The organism is Mycobacterium malmoense (assembly GCF_019645855.1).
Classification (GTDB): Bacteria; Actinomycetota; Actinomycetes; order Mycobacteriales; family Mycobacteriaceae; genus Mycobacterium; species Mycobacterium malmoense.
The window spans coordinates 1,947,101-1,968,326 of record NZ_CP080999.1 but is presented as its reverse complement, the minus strand read 5'-3'; the positions used below and the strand labels follow the sequence as shown (position 1 = coordinate 1,968,326).

The 21,226-nt window shown below is 65.5% G+C and carries 18 protein-coding genes; 10 read left to right on the top strand and 8 right to left on the bottom strand.

From position 1 onward, the window contains the following. Positions 1 to 21: 21 nt before the first annotated feature. The 7 genes from K3U93_RS09260 to K3U93_RS09230 are packed head-to-tail and all read right to left on the bottom strand — an operon-like array spanning position 22 to position 6,866. A complete protein-coding gene (locus tag K3U93_RS09260) occupies positions 22 to 1,197 on the bottom strand; it encodes a TetR/AcrR family transcriptional regulator (RefSeq protein ID WP_083011398.1) in 1,176 nt (391 codons plus the stop codon). A 20-nt stretch (positions 1,198 to 1,217) separates the two neighbouring features. Then, positions 1,218 to 2,780: a long-chain-fatty-acid--CoA ligase gene (locus K3U93_RS09255; RefSeq protein ID WP_083011344.1), complete on the bottom strand. Its 1,563-nt coding sequence runs from the start codon at positions 2,778 to 2,780 to the stop codon at positions 1,218 to 1,220. 26 nt (positions 2,781 to 2,806) lie between these two features. After that, positions 2,807 to 3,955: an acyl-CoA dehydrogenase family protein gene (locus tag K3U93_RS09250; RefSeq protein WP_083011343.1), complete on the bottom strand. Its 1,149-nt coding sequence runs from the start codon at positions 3,953 to 3,955 to the stop codon at positions 2,807 to 2,809. A gap of 8 nt (positions 3,956 to 3,963) precedes the next feature. After that, positions 3,964 to 4,791: an SDR family NAD(P)-dependent oxidoreductase gene (locus tag K3U93_RS09245; RefSeq protein ID WP_083011342.1), complete on the bottom strand. Its 828-nt coding sequence runs from the start codon at positions 4,789 to 4,791 to the stop codon at positions 3,964 to 3,966. A gap of 19 nt (positions 4,792 to 4,810) precedes the next feature. Then, a complete protein-coding gene (locus K3U93_RS09240; protein WP_083011341.1) occupies positions 4,811 to 5,221 on the bottom strand; it encodes a MaoC family dehydratase in 411 nt (136 codons plus the stop codon). After that, a complete protein-coding gene (locus tag K3U93_RS09235) occupies positions 5,218 to 5,676 on the bottom strand; it encodes a MaoC family dehydratase N-terminal domain-containing protein (RefSeq protein ID WP_083011340.1) in 459 nt (152 codons plus the stop codon). The genes K3U93_RS09240 and K3U93_RS09235 overlap by 4 nt, the downstream gene beginning before the upstream one ends. A 2-nt stretch (positions 5,677 to 5,678) precedes the next feature. After that, complete coding sequence (locus K3U93_RS09230) at positions 5,679 to 6,866, bottom strand: lipid-transfer protein (protein WP_083011339.1); 1,188 nt, start codon at positions 6,864 to 6,866, stop codon at positions 5,679 to 5,681. 152 nt (positions 6,867 to 7,018) lie between these two features. Here K3U93_RS09230 and K3U93_RS09225 point away from each other — a divergent pair, with 152 nt between their 5' ends. After that, positions 7,019 to 8,563 (top strand): AMP-binding protein, encoded by a 1,545-nt coding sequence (locus tag K3U93_RS09225; protein ID WP_083011338.1) that lies wholly within the window; start codon positions 7,019 to 7,021, stop codon positions 8,561 to 8,563. On the opposite strand, the gene K3U93_RS09220 is transcribed toward K3U93_RS09225, so the two are convergent. Next, complete coding sequence (locus K3U93_RS09220) at positions 8,560 to 9,174, bottom strand: TetR/AcrR family transcriptional regulator (RefSeq protein WP_071511481.1); 615 nt, start codon at positions 9,172 to 9,174, stop codon at positions 8,560 to 8,562. The two genes, K3U93_RS09225 and K3U93_RS09220, sit on opposite strands and share 4 nt — an antisense overlap. A 107-nt stretch (positions 9,175 to 9,281) precedes the next feature. On the opposite strand from K3U93_RS09220, the gene K3U93_RS09215 reads away from it, so the two are divergent. From K3U93_RS09215 to K3U93_RS09175, 9 genes are read left to right on the top strand one after another with little or no spacing between them, the layout of a single operon-like run. Beyond that, complete coding sequence (locus K3U93_RS09215; protein ID WP_083011397.1) at positions 9,282 to 11,228, top strand: fumarylacetoacetate hydrolase family protein; 1,947 nt, start codon at positions 9,282 to 9,284, stop codon at positions 11,226 to 11,228. A 12-nt stretch (positions 11,229 to 11,240) separates the two neighbouring features. Then, entirely contained in the window at positions 11,241 to 12,056 is an 816-nt protein-coding gene (locus K3U93_RS09210; protein WP_220688604.1) for an MlaE family ABC transporter permease, read from the top strand. Position 12,057: 1 nt separating this feature from the next. Beyond that, on the top strand, positions 12,058 to 12,927 hold the full coding sequence (locus K3U93_RS09205) for an MlaE family ABC transporter permease (protein WP_083011335.1): 870 nt from the start codon (positions 12,058 to 12,060) through the stop codon (positions 12,925 to 12,927). A 5-nt stretch (positions 12,928 to 12,932) separates the two neighbouring features. Further along, entirely contained in the window at positions 12,933 to 14,240 is a 1,308-nt protein-coding gene (locus K3U93_RS09200) for an MCE family protein (protein ID WP_220688603.1), read from the top strand. Continuing rightward, on the top strand, positions 14,237 to 15,277 hold the full coding sequence (locus K3U93_RS09195; RefSeq protein WP_220688602.1) for a virulence factor Mce family protein: 1,041 nt from the start codon (positions 14,237 to 14,239) through the stop codon (positions 15,275 to 15,277). The genes K3U93_RS09200 and K3U93_RS09195 overlap by 4 nt, the downstream gene beginning before the upstream one ends. After that, positions 15,274 to 16,836, top strand: a complete 1,563-nt coding sequence (locus K3U93_RS09190; protein WP_083013047.1) for a virulence factor Mce family protein — start codon at positions 15,274 to 15,276, stop codon at positions 16,834 to 16,836. The genes K3U93_RS09195 and K3U93_RS09190 overlap by 4 nt, the downstream gene beginning before the upstream one ends. Continuing rightward, positions 16,833 to 18,365, top strand: a complete 1,533-nt coding sequence (locus tag K3U93_RS09185) for a virulence factor Mce family protein (RefSeq protein ID WP_083013048.1) — start codon at positions 16,833 to 16,835, stop codon at positions 18,363 to 18,365. Before K3U93_RS09190 ends, K3U93_RS09185 begins: the two co-directional genes overlap by 4 nt. Next, positions 18,362 to 19,534 (top strand): virulence factor Mce family protein, encoded by a 1,173-nt coding sequence (locus tag K3U93_RS09180; RefSeq protein WP_230981619.1) that lies wholly within the window; start codon positions 18,362 to 18,364, stop codon positions 19,532 to 19,534. Before K3U93_RS09185 ends, K3U93_RS09180 begins: the two co-directional genes overlap by 4 nt. Next, positions 19,528 to 21,075, top strand: a complete 1,548-nt coding sequence (locus tag K3U93_RS09175) for a virulence factor Mce family protein (protein ID WP_220688601.1) — start codon at positions 19,528 to 19,530, stop codon at positions 21,073 to 21,075. Before K3U93_RS09180 ends, K3U93_RS09175 begins: the two co-directional genes overlap by 7 nt. Positions 21,076 to 21,226: the final 151 nt, after the last annotated feature.

Here is a 21,226-nt window from a genome sequence, read left to right as displayed (position 1 = left end):
GGTCGACGGGTTCCTGGGTATTCACCGGCCCGATGGCCCGGCCAGCAGGTCGACCGCGATATCGGCCAATGCGGCTTCGACCCCAGCCAGCTTGCGCAACCGCGGGATCACCACAACATCGTTGATCATTATTTGAGCCGCCTGCACCCTGATCCGTGCTTCGGTGATCGTCCAGCCGGGGTGCAGTTGCCGTGCGAGGTGCACCCATTCGTCGATATAGGCCCGTTGCGCTCTCCTGGCGCTCTGGCTGTCGGACACCGGAAGATGCGCTGCCTCGGTGATCAGGATTTCGACGATGTCGGGGTTCCGAAAGGCGAAGGTTTGGTAGCTGAGCACCACCCGGCGCAGGGCTTCGGCCGCGTCGCGAGCATCGGCGACGGCGCGGTCGAAGTCCATCCAAAGCCGTTCGTTACCACGGAACATCGCCGACGCCAGGATGTCCGTCTTGGAGGCGAAGTGGTTATAGACACTGGGTCCGGCGATGCCGACGGCGGCGCCGATGTCGTCGACGCTGACCCCGGAGAAGCCCTTCTGGGCGAACAGCGCGGCGCCGGCCGACAAGATCGCTTCCCTTCGTGAACGGGAGGCCAGTGCCCCGCGCGACTCACCCGAACCCGCACCCGCACCCCGCAGCTCGGCGGCGGCGTTGAGCGGCACGCCGATCAGCCCGGTCAACAGGGCCGAAAATCCCGGCTCGGGCATCGAAAGACGATGAAATGACACGCTATTGGCAACACCGAGCGCGCACCATGCCAGCAGGTCGGCTTGCACCGGCTCCAGGTCGGGGCGCCGATATCGAATATGTTGGGCGAGCCGATCGCCGATCCGCAGGGCCACCCGGCGCAGTCGTTTACGGTCCTCCGTTGTCAGATGACGGCCTTCTCGCCGCCACAGCACACCGACGGCGCGGCGATCCAGCACAATGCGGGCCAGAACCGCGGCCAGGTCGGCGGAGGCGTCGGCTCCTTTCAACGCTTGGTCCAGGGCGCCGAGCGCGTCGTCGATCACCGTCGCCAGTAGCGCCTGTTTTCCCCGGAAGTGCCGGTACAACGCCGAGGGGCCGACGGCCACCGCCTCGGCTACATCGCTCATCGAGACGTTGCCGAAGCCGTTGTCGCAGAATAGGTCGGCCGCCGCGTCGATGATCAACTGACGCCGGTTGCGCGGTCGCGTTCCCCTGGCGGGCGGACTCGACAAGGACTGCTGCTGGTTACCCACTATCGAGTGCCGGCAGGGTTCCGATAGCGTTCCCGCAGCTCACGTTTGAGCACCTTACCAGCCCCGGAAATAGGCAGCTCGGTGACGAATTCCATGCTGCGCGGCACCTTGTATCCGGCGATGAGCGCCCGGCAGTGCTCACCTATCGATTCCACTATCCCTTCTTGCCCTTCTTGGGCCGCCGCGCGATCGGGGCGCAACACGATCACGGCGTGGACCCGCTCACCCCATCGATCGTCGGGCACACCGATGACCGCCGCGGCGGCGACCGCGGGATGGCGGGCGAGGGCATTCTCGACCTCGGCCGAATAGACGTTCTCGCCGCCGGTGATGATCATGTCCTTGAGCCGGTCGATGATGAACAGGTAGCCGTGCTCGTCCATGCGCGCCAGGTCACCGGTGTGCATCCAGCCGTCGCGGACCGCCGCGGCCGTGTCGTCGGGCCGGTTCCAATAGCCGAGCATGACGTTGTCGCCGCGCACGACCACTTCCCCGATCTCGCCGGTCGGCACCTCGTTGTCGTCCTCGTCCACGACCCGCACTTCGACGTGCGGCAGCGCCCGACCCGCGGATCGCTGCAGCGCCGGCTTGTCATGGTCGGACGCCGGCAAAAAGGTGGCCGCCGGCGCCAGTTCGGTCATCCCGTAGGCCTGCGCCAAACCCGCTGTGGGAAAAGCCTTTGCGGCGCGCTCGACCAACGCTTCGGGGATCGGTGAGGCACCGTAGGCGAGGTGGCGCAGCGAGCTAAGGTCATGCCCGGCGGTGTCCGGGTGGTCGATCAGCATCTGGATCATCGTCGGTACCAGCAGCAGATCGGTGACGCGATGGTCGCTGATCGCTTTGGCGACGCCGCCGGGGGTGAACGACGGCACCATCACGTGGGTTGACCCGGCAACGGTGCCGGCGATCCACATGCCGATCGCCGCCAGGTGAAACAGCGGCGCCGCGTGCAGGATTCGGCCTTGGTCGGTGAGGAACCGGCCGGTGGCCAGGCTGCCCAGCGCCGAGGTCATCACGTTGGTGTGACTGAGCATCACCCCCTTGGGCTGCCCGGTCGTGCCGCCGGTGTAGAAGATGCCGAACAGCGCGTCGCCGCCGCGTCGCGCGTCCGGGATCGGCCGCGAGTCCGCGACGAGCGATTCGTAGTCGACCATGCCATTCGGGCACGGGCCCTCACCGCAGTAGATGACGGTCGACAGCTCGGCACCCGCGGCGCGCAGCTGCGGGACGGCCGCGACGAATGCGTCGTCGACGAGCAGTGCCGTGGTTTCGGAATCCCTTAGGGAGTAGGCGATTTCGATCGGGCTCCAGCGAATGTTGACCGGGTTCAGCGCCGCGCCGGCCCATGGCACCGCGTAGAGGTATTCGTGGTAGCGGTCGGAGTTCAGGCCCAGGAACGCCACCCGGTCGTCGCGGTGGACGCCGAGCGCCTGCAGCGCCCCGGCCAGCCGCGCGATGCGATCGGCGGACTGGCGCACCGTGCGCTGGCGGTCCGCGAACACCGTCAGCGGCATGTCCGGACGTTGCTGCAGCATCCGGTGCAGTGACTGTGTTACATACATTCGCCTCTCCCGTGCTGGGACTGCACTCACAGCGAGCGCGCGACCAGTTCCCTCATGACCTCGTTGGTGCCGGCATAGATCTTCTGGGCGCGCGAGTCGGCGTACATCCGCGTGATCGGGTATTCCAGCATGTACCCGTATCCCCCGAACAGCTGCAAGCAACGGTCGATGACCCGGCACTGCATGTCTGTCACCCACGCCTTGGCCATCGACGCGGTCACGGCGTCGAGCTCGCCGCGCAGGTGTTTGACGATGCAGTCGTCGACGAAGGTTCGCGCCACTTTCGCGATGGTCGCGCAGTCGGCGAGTTCGAAGCGGGTGTTTTGCATCGAAAAAAGTGGCGCCCCGAAGACGGAACGCTGTTTGGTGTAGGCAATGGTTTCCGCGACAGCGCTTTCCAACATGGCCACGCCCATGATGGCCACGATCAGGCGCTCGTGGGCGAGTTGCTTCATCGCATAACCGTAGCCGGCGCCCTCCTCGCCCAGGAGGTTGTCGGCGGGGACGCGCACGTCGTCGAAGTACAGTTCGGCCGTGTCCTGGGCCTTCATTCCCAGCTTGTCCAGCACCCGCCCGACGCGAAATCCCGCGGCATTGGCGGTTTCCAGGACGAGCAGGGAAACGCCCTTGGCGCCGGCCGCCGGGTCGGTCTTGACCACCAGCACGATCAGGTCGGCGCTGGCGCCGTTGGAGATGAACGTCTTGGATCCGTTCAAACGGTAGTGGTCGCCGTCCCGGATCGCGGTGGCGCGGAGGGCTTTGAGGTCGGAGCCGCCCCCGGGCTCCGACATGGCGATCGCGCCGACGTGTTCGCCGCTGGCCATCGTCGGCAGCCACCGCCGTTTTTGTTCCTCCGTTCCGTAGGCAAGAAGGTAGTGGGCCACCAGGCCGCTGTGGACTTGGTTGCCGAATCCGCTATCGCCGCAGCGGGCCTGCGCCTCGAAGATGGCGAAGTCGTGGGCGAGCGTTCCGCCACCGCCGCCGTACTCTTCGGGAATCGATGCGCACAGCAGCCCCAACCGGCCCGCGGCGAGCCAGAATTCACGGTCGACGCGCTTCTGTCGCTCCCAGCGTTCCCGGTTCGGGACGGCTTCGGTTTCGAAGAACTTGATCGCCATCCGTGTGAGGTCGGCGATCTCGTCATCGACCCAGGGCGAACGGTGCACCGCGCTCATCGCTTGCCCTAGATGTTCACTCCGCCGCCGCAGACCAGGGTCTGCGCGCTGACGTAGTCGGATTCGGGCGTGCACAGCAGGTAGACCGCGCCCGCGGCCTCGGCGGGGGTGCCGGCCCGCCCCAGCGGGATGAGCTGTTCCATCGCGGCGAGCAGACCGGGATTGACGCCGACCTGAATCTCCTTGCCCTGCACGGTGATCGTGCCGCCACCCGCCGACGTCTCGGTGAGCCGGGTCTTGATGAACCCGAATGCCACCGCGTTGACAGTGACGTTATAGCGGCCCCACTCCTTGGCCAGAGCCTTGGTGAGGCCGAGGATGCCGGCCTTGGCCGAAGCGTAGTTGGCCTGCCCGACGTTGCCGCCCACACCGGCCAGGGATGAGATATTGACCACCTTGCGGCAGGGCACCGGATCTCCAGATTCCTTGGCGCGCTTGACGAATCCGCCGATGACCGGCTGGGCGGCGCGCAAGATGTGAAAGGGCGCCTTGAGGTGCACGTCCAGAATCGCGTCCCATTGCTCGTCGGTCATCTTCTGGATCACCGAATCCCAGGTGTAGCCGGCGTTGTTGACGATGATGTCCAGGCCGCCGAACGTGTCGACGGCGGTCTGCACGAACCGCTCCCCGAAGCCGGCATCGGTGACGCTGCCGATGCAGGGGACGGCCTTGCCGCCGAGGGCCTCGATGGCGGCCACGGTCTCGGCGGCGGGGCCGGCGTCGAGGTCGTTCACCACGACGAGGGCCCCTTCGGAGGCCAGCTTGATGGCAATCTCGCGCCCGATGCCGCGGCCCGAACCCGAAACGATCGCGACCTTATTGCTCAGAGTTCCCATGTGTGACAGTGCCTTTCAGCTAGATCGCGACGACGGCATCGCCGGTCAGAGTGGTGGTGCCGTCGGGCAGGCGCACGGCCAGTTCGACCGTGGCTCGCCGTTCGCCGTCGACATCGTCGATGCGTGTCACCCGGCCGGTGCAGGTCGGTTCCCCGCGCACCGGGGTGATGGCGACAAACCGGACGCGATAGGAGCGGATTTGCCGCTGGGGCACCCAGTTGGTCAGCAGCCGGCCGAGGTAGGCCATGGACAGCATTCCGTGTGCGAAAACGTCCGGCAGGCCGACCGACTTGGCGGCGTCGAGGTCCACGTGCATCGGGTTGTGATCGCCGGAGGCCCCGGCGAACAGCGCCAACGTCAGCCGCGAGATCGGCGCGGCCTTGAGCGGCGGCAGCTCGGCGCCCACCGCCACGGATTCCGCGAGAGTCATGGTGCCACCCCTGGGTTTTGGACGACGATGACCGATCGCAGATCGGCGATGGGTGCCCCGTCGGCGCGGGTGATCGTGGTGTCCCTGACGACGAACTCCAGCGCCCCACCCTTTTTCGCGTAGACGTCGGTGATGCGGGGGCTGGCGACGAGTTCGTCGCCGGGATAGGCGATGGCGTGATAGGTGAAGGACTGCTCGCCGTGCAGGACCATCCGCAGGTCGACGCCCAGCGATGCCAGGAACGCGAACGGGTCCGGATTCTCCAGCTCGACCGAGAACAGGAAGGTGGGTGGCGCCGGAATGTCCTGGTGCCCAGCGGCCTTGGCGGTGTCGACGTCGGCATAGATCGGATCCGTCTCCCCGATCGCCTTGGCGAAGAACCGCAGCCGCCCTCGGTCGACGGTGAGCGTTGCGGTGGGCAGCGCGGTCCCGATGACGCTCGTGTCGATTGCCACGCTCAGCCCACTTTTTCGTAGAGGGTCACCACGGCCGCTCCGCCGAGACCGATGTTGTGTTGCAGCGCCACGCTGACGTCGTCGACCTGGCGTGCGCCGGCCTGTCCGCGCAGCTGCCACACCAATTCGGCGCACTGGGCGAGGCCGGTCGCCCCGAGGGGATGCCCCTTGGACAGCAGCCCGCCCGACGGGTTGGTCACCACCCGGCCTCCGTAGGTGTTGTCGCCGTCGAGGATGAACTTCTCCGCGGTGCCCTCCGGGGTTAGGCCGAGACCCTCGTACGTGAGCAACTCGTTGGCGGTAAAGCAGTCGTGCAGTTCCACCACCCGGATGTCTTCCGGTGCGACACCGGAGGTTTCGTAGACCTGATCGGCGGCGGCCTTGGCCATGTCGTAGCCCACGACCTTGATCATGTCTGCGCCGGCGAACGTGGACGGAAAGTCCGTCGTCATCGCCTGAGCCTTGATGGCGACCCGTGGGGAAAGCCCGTGCCTGCGGGCGAACTCCGAGCTGACCAGCACCGCGGCGGCGGCACCGCAGGTCGGCGGGCAGCACTGCAGCCTGGTCAGCGGTCCATAGATGTGCGGCGACGCCAGCACTTCCTCGACGGTCACCTCGTCGCGAAAGACCGCGTAGGGATTGTTCTTTGCGTGCCGGCGCGCCTTGACCGAGATGTGCGCGAAGGTCGCGGGATCGGTGCCGTACTTATCGGCGTACTGGCGCCCGGCGCCGCCGAAGTACTGGGCGGCCATCGGCGCGGCATCGTCCCACCCCTGCGCGGCGCGGGTGACGTCGTCGAAGCGGGTGAATGGGCTGGGGCGGTCGGTCCACATCGATCCCAGCGCGCCGCGCTGCATCTGCTCGAAGCCCAACGCCAGGACGCAGTCGGCGACACCGGCCTCGATGGCCTGCCGCGCCAGCCACAGCGCCGTCGACCCGGTTGAGCAGTTGTTGTTGACGTTGACGATCGGGATGCCGGTCTGCCCCAGTCCGTACAGCGCGGCCTGCCCCGATGTCGAGTCCCCATACACATAGCCCACATAGGCCTGGCGCACCGAGGAGTATTCGACCGCCGCGTCGGCCAATGCCGCCCGCGTCGCGTTCTCGGCCATTACCTGGTAGGTCTCACTACGACTGGGCGTGGTGAACCGAATCATCCCGACACCGGCCACCAAAGCGCGCTGGGTCATAAGCATCTCCGAACGATGGACTAGTCAAAATTCACTTATGTGTAGCAGACTACGCAATCGGAAGGCAAGCAACCGGGTCGGATCACCGGGGCCGCGCTCGGGCCCAGGTTCCGATCACCGTCGCATCGGCATACATCGGCAGAGGGAGACGAGTGCGCGTCATCGACTACTTCGATAAGGGTGTCGCCCTCGAGCCCGGCCGGCCGCTGGCCGTCGGCGAGGACCTCACGTTGACGTTCCAACAGGGGCAGGACCTGTCATGGGGAATCGCTCGGGTGCTTTATGCCCAGGGCTTCCAACTCGGCGATGGCGTCGCCGTACTTGCGCCCAACGACCCGCGCACCTTCGCGGTGATGCTCGGTCTGTGGCGCGCGGGCGGGACGTGGATCCCGCTCAATGCCGGTAACCCGCCCGCGGCGTCGGCCGAGTACGTGCGCTACACCAAACCCCGCTGGCTGTTTTTCCATTCCAGTTACGCCGAGCAAGCCGACGCCCTACAGCGGGCCGCTCCCGGCCTGCGGCGACCGGTCTGCATCGACGATCTCGACGCATTCATCAGCGCGGGAACGGGCACCGATATCCCGGATTGGAGCGATCCATTCGGCGCCCCCGATGCTGTGATGGCGCTGATGCCCACCGGTGGCACGACCGGTGCGGCCAAAGGTGTTGTGGTACGCAACCGTCACTTCACGGCGATGACAGAGTTAGCATTGGCGAACTGGCCGCGGGCCAACGATCCGGTCAATCTTATGGTCACGCCGATCACGCATGCCGCCGGCCTCACCGCGCTGGTTTTGGCCAGCATCGGTTCAACAACGGTCGTGCACAACGGTTTTGAACCGCACGCCGTTCTGGAGGCCATTGAGGCGCATCGGGTAAGTCACCTCTTTCTGCCGCCCACGGCGTATTACGCATTACTCGACAGCGCCGCCTCCGGGAATTACGACACCTCAAGCCTGCGCATGCTCTTGTTGGCGGCCTCGCCGGTTTCGCCCCAGAAGCTTGCGCGGGGCGTGGAGGCTTTCGGCCCCTGCCTCTGTCAGTGTTACGGACAGGTCGAAGCCCCGATGATGATCTCCTATCTGGATCCCCACACCGTCACGCGGGCGGTGGCGGGCGAACATCCCGAACGTCTCGCCAGTGCGGGGCGGGCGACGCTCTCGACGATTGTCGCCACGATGGACGAGGACGGACGGCTGCTCGAGGTCGGTGAGCGCGGGGAGATCGTCGTCCGTGGCGGGCTGGTGGTCAGCGAATACCACGACATGCCCGAGGCCACGGCGCAGGTTCGACAACACGGCTGGCACCATACGGGCGACGTCGGCTACCTCGACGGGGACGGCTTTCTCTACATCGTGGACCGGAAGAAGGACATGGTCGTCACGGGCGGCGTCAATGTCTTCACCGCCGAGGTCGAGGCCGCGATTTTGGCCAGGCAAGATGTGCTCGAGTGTGCGGTCATCGGGGTGCCCGACGATAAATGGGGCGAGATGGTTACCGCGGTCGTGGTGCCCGCCCGGGGCCGCGAGCCCAGCGAGGGCGCGGTCATCGACTCCGTCAGGGGCGCGCTTGGCAGTGTCGCCGCCCCCAAACGCGTCCACTTCACCGATGCGCTTCCCAAGACTCCCGCCGGCAAGATCGACAAGAAGGCCATTCGGGCGCGGTGGTGGGCCGGACGCGACCGCCAGGTTGGCTAACGCCTGGCCCGCGGGCCGGACCGGGATCGAGTTGGCGAGCGCAACGAGGACAGCACCAGCGTCTCCAACGTCGATGCGGCGTGATTCAGGTCCACGGCGTCAGGAGAAATCCGCCACTGCTGGTGGATTCCCATCACCGCGGCCATAACGACGATCGCCCACCCGTCTGGCGTGACGCCATCGGGAAGATGCTCGGGACGCACCCAGCCCCGAATCTGGGCGCGCATCGCCTCGTGGAGTTTGGCATACCACGGAGCCAGTGAGGAATCCTCCTCGATCGCCTCGGCGATAACCATGATCAGCCAACGGATCTCGGGCACCTGCACAAAGAGCATGGCGGCATCCAGAGCGCCGGCAATCTCGCGCGCCGACCCCGGCTCGTTGACGACGAACCTGTCGGCCACGTCGTCGATGAACTGCTCGATCACCGCGGCCAACAGCCCCTCCTTGTTGCCGAAGTGCCACGGGATCGATCCGCGGCTGATCCCGGCGCGCTCGGCAATCTCGGCGATGGTCGCCCGGCGAAATCCTCGTTCGCCGATAACCTCGGCCGCCGCACGCATGAGCAGTTGCCGGCTTTCGGCGCTGGTGTCTGCACGACGAGTCGGCACAGCCCTCCCTTCGGTTGGTCCACATCTTGTAATCACATATTTACAGCACCGACGTCACGGTCTATGTTAACCAACATAGAAAATGACAACTAACACACGGAGTGCTGATGCGCTGGGTGACGTTCGACCTTGACGGTTCCGATCGGGTTGGCGTGGTGCGCGACAGTCAAATTCACGCGCTGGGCGCCGGCGTCAACCTGGTTGACCTGATCGGTGGCGGTGCGGAAGCCCTACGCGAAGTGGGTGAACATGCGCTGGCAGAGCCCGACGCCGTCGTTGCACTCAACGACGTCGTGCTGCGGGCCCCGATCCCCAAACCGCCGTCGATCCGCGACTTCTTGTGCTTTCTCGAGCACATGCGCAACTGCCAGGTTGCCGCCGGGCGCGAGCGAACCCTGCACGACCGGTGGTATGAGATTCCGGCCTTCTACTTCGCCTGTCCCGCAACGGTCCTGGGGCCCTTCGACGACGTCTACATGGCTCCGGGCAGCACCTGGTTTGACTTCGAGCTCGAAATCGGGGCGGTCATCGGCCCGGGCGGTATCGACCTCACGCCCGAGCAGGCGCAGGACCACATCGTCGGCTACATGATCTACAACGACTGGTCCGCCCGGGATTTGCAGCTCGCCGAGACGGTGCTGGCGATCGGGCAGGGCAAGAGCAAGGACTGCGCACTGACGCTGGGACCCTATCTCGTCACCGCGGACGAACTCGTCGGCTTTCAACGCGACGGCCGCCTCGCGCTGAACGTGACGGCGCGGGTCAACGATCGCGTGGTGGGCACCGGCACCACCGCCGACATGGATTGGTCGTTCTCCGAGGTGATTTCGTATGCCTCCCGGGGTGTGGAACTGCGGCCCGGTGACATCTTCGGCTCGGGCACCGTGCCAACGTGCACGCTGGTCGAACACCTCCGGCTCGACGATCTCGCCGGATTCTCCGGATGGCTGCGCGACGGCGACACCGTCACCCTCGAGGTCGAAGGCCTGGGTGCGCTTCGCCAGGCGGTGCGCCGATACCCCCGCCCGGTCGCCGCCCTTGCCCCGCGCCACAATCCCGACGCGCGGATACCTCATCGGCCTCCCAACCCGGCCCCGGCCCGAAAAGTGCCCTACACCAAGGGACTACACGATCTCGGCGCCGATATCTGGGCGTGGCTGGCGCCCGACGGCGGCTACGGCTGGAGCAACGCGGGACTCGTTGCCGGCGACGGGGCGTCGCTGCTGGTCGACACCCTGTTCGACTTGCACCTGACCCGCGAAATGTTGGAGGCGATGGCACCGATCACCGATCGCCATCCGCTGCGTTGGGCGGTCATGACCCACTCGAACGGCGATCACACTCATGGGAATCAGCTGCTGGACAAGGCGGTTCGTATTGTGGCCGCCGAGGGAACCGACACCGAGATGCGTCACGAACCGGCGCCGGAGTTGCTGCGCGTCGCCACCCTCGCCGATCTCGGTCCCGCCTTGACGCCCTATCTCAAGGATCGCTTCGGTCCCTTCGACTTCTCCGGGGTAGACCTGCGATTCGCCGACGAGACCTTCGACCGCGAACTGGTACTGGACGTCGGCGGGCGCAGCGTTCGCGTCCTGAACCTGGGCCCGGCGCATACCGCCGCCGACTCGGTGGTGCATGTGCCCGATGCCGGGGTGCTCTTCGCCGGGGACTTGTTGTTCATCGGCGGCACCCCGGTCGTCTGGGAGGGGCCGATCAGCAATTGGGTCACCGCCTGCGACACCATGATCGGGCTCGACGCCGAGATCGTCGTGCCCGGGCACGGTCCCGTCACCGACGCCGATGGCATCCGCGCCGTTCGCGACTACCTGAGCTTCATCAAGGAGTACGCGGAGATAGCACACCGCAAAGGGCAAACATTCATCGAAGCGGCCGATTCCATCGACCTCGGTGAATACGCGAAATGGCTCGACGCCGAGCGGATCGTCACCAACCTTTACCAGCACTACCGCTACCTCGACCCAACCTTGCCGGAACTGGGCGTGATCCAGCTGATGGGGCTGCAGGCCGAGTGGATCGCCAAGCACGGCAGCTGAAATCAGGCCAGAATGCCTTCAACGTCGACGAGTCCTCGGGGCCCCTACCTGGTTGGTTATCTGCGTGATCAGCTGCAGACGCCGCTGACCCTCGTCGGTGGGTTTTTCCGGATGTGTGTGCTGACTGGAAAAGCGTTGTTCCGCTGGCCCTTTCAGTGGCGCGAGTTCATCTTGCAGTGCTGGTTCATCATGCGGGTGGCGTCGCTGCCGACCATCATGGTCACGATTCCGCTGACCGTCTTGCTGATCTTCACGCTGAATATCCTGTTGATCCAGTTCGGTGCCGCCGACCTCTCCGGCGCCGGTGCGGCGCTCGGCGCGGTCACCCAGTTGGGCCCGTTGACCACGGTGTTGGTGGTGGCCGGCGCGGGGTCGACGGCGATCTGCGCGGATTTGGGTGCGCGCACCATCCGCGAGGAGATCGACGCGATGGAGGTGTTGGGCATCGACCCGATTCACCGGCTGGTGGTGCCCCGGGTGGTCGCCGCGACCGTGGTTTCCACACTGCTGAACGGCTTGGTGATCACGGTCGGTCTGGTGGGCGGCTACCTGTTCGGGGTGTATCTGCAAAACGTGTCGGGCGGGGCGTATCTGGCCACCCTGACCACCATCACCGGCCTGCCCGAGGTGGTCATCGCCATCGCCAAGGCCGCGATGTTCGGCCTGATCGCGGGGCTGGTCGGCTGTTTTCGCGGGCTGACCGTGCGTGGGGGCTCCAAGGGGCTGGGCACCGCGGTCAACGAGACCGTCGTGTTGTGCGTGGTCGCGCTGTATGCGGTCAACGTGGTGTTGACCACGATCGGTGTGCGATTCGGAACGGGGCACTGACATGTCGACCACCGCCGTGTTGCGCGCCCGCTTCCCCCGAGCGGCCGAAAACCTCAACCACTACGGCGGGGCTGCAGGCCGGGGACTGGACCAGACGGGCCAGTTAGCCTGGTTCACCGCGATCAGCATCGGCCACATCCCCAATGCGCTCCGGAGCTACCGCAAGGAGACGCTGCGGCTGATCGCCCAGATCGGCATGGGCACCGGCGCGATGGCCGTCCTCGGCGGCACCGTGGCGATCGTCAGTTTTGTGACCCTGTCGGGTAGCTCGCTGGTCGCCATCCAGGGCTTCGCCTCGCTGGGCAACATCGGTCTCGAAACTTTCACCGGGTTCCTGGCCGCAATGGTCAACGTGCGCATCGCCGGCCCCGTCGTCACCGGCATCGCGATGGCCGCCACGGTCGGTGCCGGGGCGACCGCGGAGTTGGGGGCGATGCGGATCAGCGAGGAGATCGACGCCCTGGAAGTGATGGGCATCAACGCGATTTCATTTCTTGCCTCCACCCGAATTATGGCCGGGCTGGTGGTGATCATCCCGCTCTACGCGCTGGCAACGATCATGTCGTTTCTGTCCCCGCAAGTCGTCACCACCTTGTTGTATGGCCAGTCCAACGGCACTTATGACCACTATTTCCGCACGTTTTTGCGGCCCAACGACGTGTTCTGGTCGTTCGTGGAAATCATCCTCATCACCGCAATCGTGATGATCACCCACTGTTTCTACGGGTATAACGCGGGCGGCGGGCCGGTCGGTGTGGGTGAGGCCGTCGGCCGGTCAATGCGCTTCTCGCTGGCATCAGTGCAAGTCGTCGTCCTGCTGTTCGCGTTGGCGCTTTACGGCGTCAACCCCAACTTCGCGCTCACGGTGTAGCGGCCATGACAGCACCCGCCAAGATCAATGCCCCGCGCAACCCGCCGTATAAGTTGGCCGGGATCATCTTGCTGGTCGTCGGGGCGCTGGTTTTGGTGTTGGTGTATGGGCAATTCCGGGGTGATTTCACGCCCACGACCCGGTTGACGATGGTGGCCTCGCGGGCGGGGTTGGTGATGGATCCGGGCTCGAAGGTCACCTATAACGGGGTGCAGATCGGCCGGGTGGGTTCTATCTCGGAGACCGTGCGCGATGGACGGCCGGCGGCCAAGTTCAGCCTGGACGTCTACCCGCGATACCTGGAGTTGATTCCGGCCAATGTGGATGCCGATATCAAGGCGACCACGGTGTTCGGCGGTAAGTATGTGTCGTTGACGACGCCGAAAAACCCGTCCCCGCAACGCATTACCCCGCACACCGTGATTGATGCGAGGTCGGTGACCACCGAGATCAACACGTTGTTTCAGACCATCACCTCGATCGCGGAAAAGGTGGATCCGGTCAAGTTGAACCTGACGCTGTCGGCGGCCGCGCAGTCGCTGGCCGGGCTCGGTGATCGGTTCGGGCAGTCGATCGTTAACGCCAACGCGATCCTCGATGATGTCAATCCGCGGATGCCGCAGGCCCGCCGCGACATTGCGCAGTTGGCGGATCTGGGTGACACCTACGCCGCCGCCTCACCGGATCTGTTCGACTTCCTCAACAACGCGGTGATCACCTCGCGCACCCTTAACGCGCAGCAAAAGGATCTCGATCAGGCGTTGTTGTCGGCGGCCGGGTTCGGCAACACCGGCGCCGACATCTTCGGCCGCGGCGGACCGTATCTGGCGCGCGGCGCCGCCGACCTGGTGCCCTCGGCCCAACTGCTGGACACCTACAGCCCGGAGCTGTTCTGCACCATCCGCAACTACCACGACGCCGAACCCAAGACCGCCGTGTTCCAAGGCGGCGGCAATGGCTACTCGTTAAATGCCCATAGCGAGCTGCTGTCGGCGCTGGGTCTGCTGCTGAACCCCCTGGCAGCGGTAGCCGGAGCGGCATCGGTAGCCGGATCGCTAGTCGGCGGCGTCGTAGCCGGTGCGCCGAATCCTTATGTCTATCCGGAGAATTTGCCGCGGGTGAACGCCCGCGGTGGACCGGGAGGCGCCCCGGGGTGCTGGCAGCAGATCACTCGTAATCTGTGGCCGGCACCCGAATTGGTGATGGACACCGGCGCCAGCATTGCGCCGTATAACCATCTGGAGACCGGTTCGCCGTATGCGCTCGAGTATGTCTGGGGCCGCCAAGTCGGGGATAACACGATCAACCCATGAAAATCACCGGTACCCTCGTGCGGCTCAGCGCCTTCTCGGTGGTGCTGTTGATCTTTACCGTGATGATCATCGTGGTGTTCGGTCAGATGCGTTTTGACCGCACCTACGGGTATTCGGCGGAGTTCGCCAATGTCAGCGGTCTGCGACAGGGTCAGTTCGTGCGCGCCTCGGGGGTGGAGATCGGCAAAGTCTCCTCGGTGCATCTGGTCGAGGGCGGTAGGCGGGCGCGGGTGGAGTTCGCCGTGGATCGCGCGGTGCCGCTGTATGAGTCCACGACCGCCCAGATCCGCTACCTGGACCTGATCGGCAACCGCTACCTGGAGCTCAAACGCGGTCAGGGCGAAGGCGCCGAGAAGGTCTTGCCGCCAGGCGGATTCATCCCGCTGGCGCGGACCGCGCCGGCCCTAGATCTGGACGCGCTGATCGGCGGGTTCAAACCCTTGTTTCGGGCGCTGGACCCGCAGAAGGTCAATACCATCGCCACCGCCCTGGTCACGGTGTTTCAGGGTCAGGGCGGCACCCTTAACGACATCTTGGATCAGACCGCGCAACTGACCACACGGCTGGGCGAGCGTGATCAGGCGATCGGTGAGGTGATCACCAACCTCAACATCGTGTTGGACACCACGGTGCGGCATCGCCAGCAGTTCGATCAGACCGTCAACCACCTCGAGGTGCTCATCACCGGGCTCAAAGACCACGGCGATCAGCTGGCGGGGGGGACCGCCCACATCAGCAACGCCGCGGGCACGGTCGCCGATCTGCTGGCCGAAGACCGCGCGCTGTTACGCAAGAGCCTCAACTACCTCGACGCGATGCAGCAGCCGCTCGTCAGCCAGCGCGACCAGCTCAACGACTTCGTCCACAAGATCCCGACCGCGTTGAACATGATCGGACGCGGCATCGGCTCCTACGGCGACTTCGTCAACTTCTACGCCTGCGACATCACGCTCAAGCTCAACGGTCTACAGTCCGGCGGCCCCGTCCGCACCGTCCGGCTCCTCAACCAGCCGACCGGTAGGTGCACGCCGCAATGAGAACACTGGAACCCCCCAATCGGCTGCGCATTGGGATCATGGGCATTCTGGTGACGGCCTTGGTCATCGGCGTGGGTCAAAGCTTCACCAGCGTCCCCATGCTGATGGCCAAGCCGGCCTATTACGGGCAGTTCACCGATTCGGGGGGCATTAACACCGGGGACAAGGTGCGCATCGCCGGGGTGGACGTCGGCAAGGTGGAGGGCCTCAAGATCGACGGCGACCACATCGTGCTGAAGTTCTCCATCGGCGCCAACACAATCGGCACCGAGAGCCGGTTGGCGATCAAGACCGACACCATTTTGGGTAAGAAGATCCTCGAGGTTCAACCGCGCGGTAGCCAGACGTTACGGCCCGGGGCCGCGTTGCCGCTGGGCCAAAGCACCACCCCCTACCAGATTTACGACGCGTTCTTCGACGTCACCAAGGCCGCGCAGGGCTGGGACATCGACACCGTCAAAGAGTCGCTGCACGTGTTGTCGCAGACCATCGATGCGACCTACCCGCACCTGAGCGCCGCGCTCGATGGGGTGGCCAAGTTCTCCGACACCATCGGCAAACGCGACGAGCAGGTCACCCATCTGCTGGCCCAGGCCAACCAGGTGGCCAGCGTGCTGGGCGACCGCAGCGAGCAGATCGACCGGGCGCTGGTCAACGCCAAGACACTGCTGGCCGCCTTCAACGAACGCGGCCACGCCATCGACGCGTTGCTGGGCAACGTCGCCGCGTTCTCCGAACAGGTCAAGGGCTTGATCAACGACAACCCCAACCTCAACCACGTACTCGAACAGCTCCACTCGCTCAGCGACATCCTGGTCCAACGCAAAGACGACTTGGCTACCGGACTCACCGAGGTCGGCAAGTTCCTGCCGTCGCTCAACGAGGCCATCGCGTCGGGCCCGTTCTTCAAGGCGGTGCTGCACAACCTGGCACCGGGTTGGCTTGTGCAGCCGTTCATCGATGCCGCCTTTAAGAAGCGTGGTCTTGACCCGGAGAACTTCTGGCGCAGCGCCGGACTGCCCGAATTCCGGTGGCCCGACCCCAACGGCACCCGGTTCCCCAACGGTGCGCCGCCGCCGGCGCCGCCGGCGCTCGAAGGCACCCCGGAGCATCCCGGGCCGGCCGTCCCACCCGGATCGCCCTGCTCCTACACCCCAGCGGCCGACGGGCTACCCCGGCCCGACAACCCGCTGCCCTGCGCGGGTGCTGCCGCTGGCCCCTTCGGCGGGCCGGGCTTCCCGGCCCCGATCGATGTGGCGGGGTCGCCGAATCCCGGTGGTCTGCCGCCCACACCGGGCATCCCGATCGCCGGGCGCCCAGGTGAACCGGCTCCCAATGTTGTCGGCACCCCGGTGCCGCTCCCCACGCAGGCGCCGCCGGGCGCGCGCACCGAGAACCTGGCGCCGGCCGGACCCACACCGCCGCCATCGACGTTCGCGCCGGGCCTGCCCCCGGGCCCGCCGGCACCACCCGGGCCCGGTGAGCAGCTGCCGGCCCCGTTTATCAACCCCGGCGGTGCGGGAGGCAGCGGCGCGGCGGGAGGGGGTAGCCAGAATTGAGCACCATCTTTGACATCCGCAACATCCGGCTACCCAAGCTGTCCCGCACGTCGGTGATCCTCGGAACCCTGGTCATCGTGCTGGCCCTGATCATCGGCTACGTCGGCTGGCGGCTCTACGAAAAGCTGACCAACAACACGGTGGTGGCCTATTTCCCGGCGGCCAACGCCCTGTATGCCGGAGACAAGGTCCAAATCATGGGCCTACGCGTGGGCGCGATCGATGCGATCGAACCGGCCGGGGACACGATGAAGGTCACCTTCCACTACCAGAACAAATACAAGGTGCCCGCCAACGCCTCAGCGGTGATCCTCAACCCCACCCTGGTGGCCTCACGGGCGATTCAGTTGGAGCCGGCCTATAAGGGTGGGCCGGTGCTGGCCGATAACGCGGTGATTCCCCAGGAGCGCACCCAGGTGCCCGTGGAGTGGGATCAGCTGCGTAACAGCATCACCAACATCATCGCCAAACTCGGCCCCACCCCCCAGCAGCCCACCGGCCCGTTCGGGGAGGTCATCACCTCGTTCGCCGACGGGCTGGCCGGCAAGGGCAAGCAGATCAACACCACCCTCAACAGCCTCTCGCGGGCGCTGACCGCGCTCAACGAGGGCCGCGGCGACTTCTTCGCCGTAGTCAAAAGCCTGGCACTGTTCGTCAACGCGCTGCACCAAGACGACGCGCAGTTCGTCGCCCTCAACCAAAACCTGGCCGATTTCACCACCCGCCTCGCACACTCCGACACCGCCCTGGCCAACGCCATCGACCAGCTCGACGGGCTGCTGACCACGGTGCGCCCGTTCCTGAACAAAAACCGCGAGGTGCTCACCCACGACGTCAACAACCTGGCCACCGCGACAAACACCCTGCTGCAACCCGATTCACTCAACGGGCTGGAGACCTTCCTGCACGTCGGTCCGACGGCCTTAGCGAACGTCGACCAGATCTACCACCCGGCGCACGGTTCCGCCATTGCTATTCCGGCAATCAACTTCGCCAATCCGATGCAGTTCATCTGCAGCTCGATCCAGGCCGGCAGCCGCCTCGGCTACCAAGATTCCGCCGAACTATGCGCCCAATACCTAGCCCCAGTGCTTGACGCGATCAAGTTCAACTATCCGCCGTTCGGGTTGAACCTGTTTTCCACCGCCGAGGTGCTGCCCAAGGAGGTCGCCTACTCCGAGCCGCGCCTACAGCCCCCCAACGGGTACAAAGACACCACCGTGCCCGGGATCTGGAGCCCGGATACGCCGACGTCGCACCGCAACACCCAACCCGGCTGGATCGTCGCCCCGGGCATGCAGGGCCAACAGGTCGGGCCGATCACCGCGGGCCTGATGACGCCAGACTCACTGGCGGAGTTGATGGGCGGACCCAACATCGCACCCGTGCAATCGACCCTGCAAACCCCGCCGGGACCCCCCAACGCCTACGACGAAAACCCCATCCTGCCACCGCCACCGGGGCCGGAGGTGGCCCCGGGTCCCGTCGCTCCCACACCGGCACCGCTTAACGCAGGAGCGGGCCAGTGAGGCGCGCGCCGAGCGTGCTGGGTTGGATCCGGCGGCGGGGTTGGCAGGGGCTGGTGGTGTTGGTGGTCGTGCTGGTGGTCAGCTCGTGCGGTTGGCGGGGGATCTCTAATGTGGCGATTCCGGGTGGTCCGGGTAGTGGGGCGGGCTCCTACACCGTCTATGTGCAGGTGCCCGACACGTTGGCGATCAACGGCAACAGCAAGGTGATGGTCGCTGATGTGTTCGTCGGTTCGATCCGCGCCATCGCGCTCAAGAACTGGATCGCCACCTTGACGCTGGGGATAAACAAGTCCGTCAAGCTCCCGAAGAACGCGATCGCCAAGATCGGCCAGACCAGCCTGTTGGGATCCCAGCATGTGGAGCTAGCCGCCCCACCCAACCCCTCCCCGCAGCCGCTCAGGGACGGCGACACCATTCCGCTGAAGAACTCCTCGGCCTATCCCACCACCGAGCAAACCCTGGCCAGCCTCGCCCTGATCCTGCGCGGCGGCGGCATCCCAAACCTGGAGGTGCTGCAAAACGAGGTCTACACCATCTTTCACGGCCGCGGCGAGCAGATCCGGTCCTTCCTGGGCAAACTAGACACCTTCACCACTCAACTCAATCAACAACGCGACGACATCACCCACGCCATCGACTCCACCAACCGGCTACTGACCTACGTGGGCGGGCGCGCCGACGTCCTGGATCGGGTCCTGACCGACATCCCGCCGCTGATCAAACATTTCGCCGACACCAAACAACTACTCATCAACGCCACCGACGCGGTAGGACGACTCAGCGCAGCCGCCGACCACTACCTGGCGGAGGCGCGTGGGCCCCTGCACACCGACCTGCAAGCCCTGCAATGCCCACTCAAAGAACTCGGCCGCGGCGCGCCATATCTGATCGGCGCACTAAAGCTGATCCTGACCCAGCCCTATGACATCGACACAGTGCCGAAGATGTTCCGCGGCGACTACATCAATGTGTCGCTGACGATCGACGTCACCTATAGCGCGATTGATAATGCGTTTCTTACCGGGACGGGGTTGTCGGGGGCGCTGCGGGCTCTTGAGCAGTCTTTTGGGCGTGATCCCGAGACGATGATCCCCGACGTGCGCTACACCCCTAACCCCAATGACGCCCCGGGCGGGCCGCTGGTGGAAAGGGGGGACCGCAATTGCTGACCCCCTTCATCCGACGCCAGCTAGTCGCCTTCGGCATCTTGACGGTCATTTCCCTGCTCGTGCTCGGGGTGTATTACCTACAGATCCCGAGCCTGGCCGGCATCGGCCGCTACACCCTGAAGGCCGAGTTACCCGCCTCGGGAGGCCTATACCCCACCGCCAACGTGACCTACCGCGGCATCACCATCGGCAAAGTCACCGACGTCGAACCCACCGAACACGGCGCCCAAGCCACGATAAGCATCGACAGCCGCTACAAAATCCCGGCCGACGCGATCGCCCACGTGCACTCGGTATCAGCAGTCGGTGAACAATACCTAGACCTAGTCTCCACGGGAAACCCCGGCAAAAACCTCTCACCCGGGCAAACCATCACCCACGGCACCGTGCCCGCCGAGATCGGCCCAGCACTAGACACCGCCAACCGCGGACTCGCAGTACTACCCAAAGACAAGATCGGCTCCCTGCTCGACGAAACCGCGCAATCCGTCGGCGGCCTAGGCCCCGCCCTGCAACGACTAGTCGACTCCACCCAAGCCATCGTCGGCGACTTCAAAACCAACATCACCGACATCAACGACATCATCGCGAACTCCGGACCAGTGATCGACAGCCAGGTCAAATCCGGTGACGCCATCGAGCGCTGGGCACACAACCTCAATACGTTGGCCGCACAGTCAGCCCAGCAAGACCGGCATCTGAAAAGCGTGCTGTCGCAGGCGGCACCGACCGCCGATCAAGTCAACGAGGTATTCAGCGACGTCCGGGATTCGCTGCCGCAGACGCTGGCGAATCTCGAGGTGGTGATCGACCTGCTCAAGAAGTACCACACCGGCGTGGAGCAGGTGCTGGTGTTCCTGCCGCAGGGTGCGTCGATCGCGCAGACGGTGGCCGCGCCGTTCCCGAACATGGCCGCCCTGGATCTCGCGCTGTCGATCAACCAGCCACCGCCGTGTCTGACCGGGTTCATTCCGGCGTCACAGTGGCGATCACCGGCCGACACCAGCATGCAGCCGTTGCCCTCGGGCACCTACTGCAAAATCCCGATGGACACCCCCGCCAACAGCGTGCGCGGATCACGCAACATTCCCTGTGTCGATGTCCCGGGCAAGCGCGCGGCCTCGCCGCGGGAATGCCGCGACCCCAAACCCTACGTTCCGGCCGGGACCAACCCCTGGTACGGCGACCCCAACCAACTCCTGACCTGCCCCGCACCGTCGGCGCGCTGCGACCAGCCGGTCAAACCAGGCCTGGTGATCCCGGCACCATCAGTCGACAACGGCCTCAACCCCGCACCCTCCGACCGGGTGGCGGGGACCCCACCGCCCACCAGCGACCCCTTGTCGCGGCCGGGAACCGGAACCGTGCAATGCAATGGCCAACAACCCAACCCGTGTGTCTACACCCCCGGACCGCCCGTGGCCGTCTACAGTCCCCAAAGCGGTGAACTGGTAGGGCCCGACGGAGCCAAATACTCCGTCGAAAACTCGACCAAAACAGGAGACGACGGATGGAAGGAGATGCTGGCACCAGCCGGCTGAACCCCGCCCATGTTCCCGTCAGTTCATCCGCGCTCCGCGCACATCCGCTCCCCACACGACAAACCGGCTCCCGAACACACAGATCGAAGCGGGACGCGCGAAGTGATCGGCCTAGGCCAACTCCGGAGCCACACGCTCACCTACTTGGAAA

Excerpts from the sequence above, each read along its gene's own strand:
- K3U93_RS09255 (WP_083011344.1), bottom strand. The coding sequence starts at position 2,780 with ATGTATGTAACACAGTCACTGCACCGGATGCTGCAGCAACGTCCGGAC.
- K3U93_RS09250 (WP_083011343.1), bottom strand. The coding sequence starts at position 3,955 with ATGAGCGCGGTGCACCGTTCGCCCTGGGTCGATGACGAGATCGCCGAC.
- K3U93_RS09245 (WP_083011342.1), bottom strand. The coding sequence starts at position 4,791 with ATGGGAACTCTGAGCAATAAGGTCGCGATCGTTTCGGGTTCGGGCCGC.
- K3U93_RS09240 (WP_083011341.1), bottom strand. The coding sequence starts at position 5,221 with ATGACTCTCGCGGAATCCGTGGCGGTGGGCGCCGAGCTGCCGCCGCTC.
- K3U93_RS09230 (WP_083011339.1), bottom strand. The coding sequence starts at position 6,866 with ATGACCCAGCGCGCTTTGGTGGCCGGTGTCGGGATGATTCGGTTCACC.
- K3U93_RS09215 (WP_083011397.1), top strand. The coding sequence starts at position 9,282 with ATGCGCTGGGTGACGTTCGACCTTGACGGTTCCGATCGGGTTGGCGTG.
- K3U93_RS09210 (WP_220688604.1), top strand. The coding sequence starts at position 11,241 with ATGCCTTCAACGTCGACGAGTCCTCGGGGCCCCTACCTGGTTGGTTAT.
- K3U93_RS09205 (WP_083011335.1), top strand. The coding sequence starts at position 12,058 with ATGTCGACCACCGCCGTGTTGCGCGCCCGCTTCCCCCGAGCGGCCGAA.
- K3U93_RS09200 (WP_220688603.1), top strand. The coding sequence starts at position 12,933 with ATGACAGCACCCGCCAAGATCAATGCCCCGCGCAACCCGCCGTATAAG.
- K3U93_RS09195 (WP_220688602.1), top strand. The coding sequence starts at position 14,237 with ATGAAAATCACCGGTACCCTCGTGCGGCTCAGCGCCTTCTCGGTGGTG.
- K3U93_RS09190 (WP_083013047.1), top strand. The coding sequence starts at position 15,274 with ATGAGAACACTGGAACCCCCCAATCGGCTGCGCATTGGGATCATGGGC.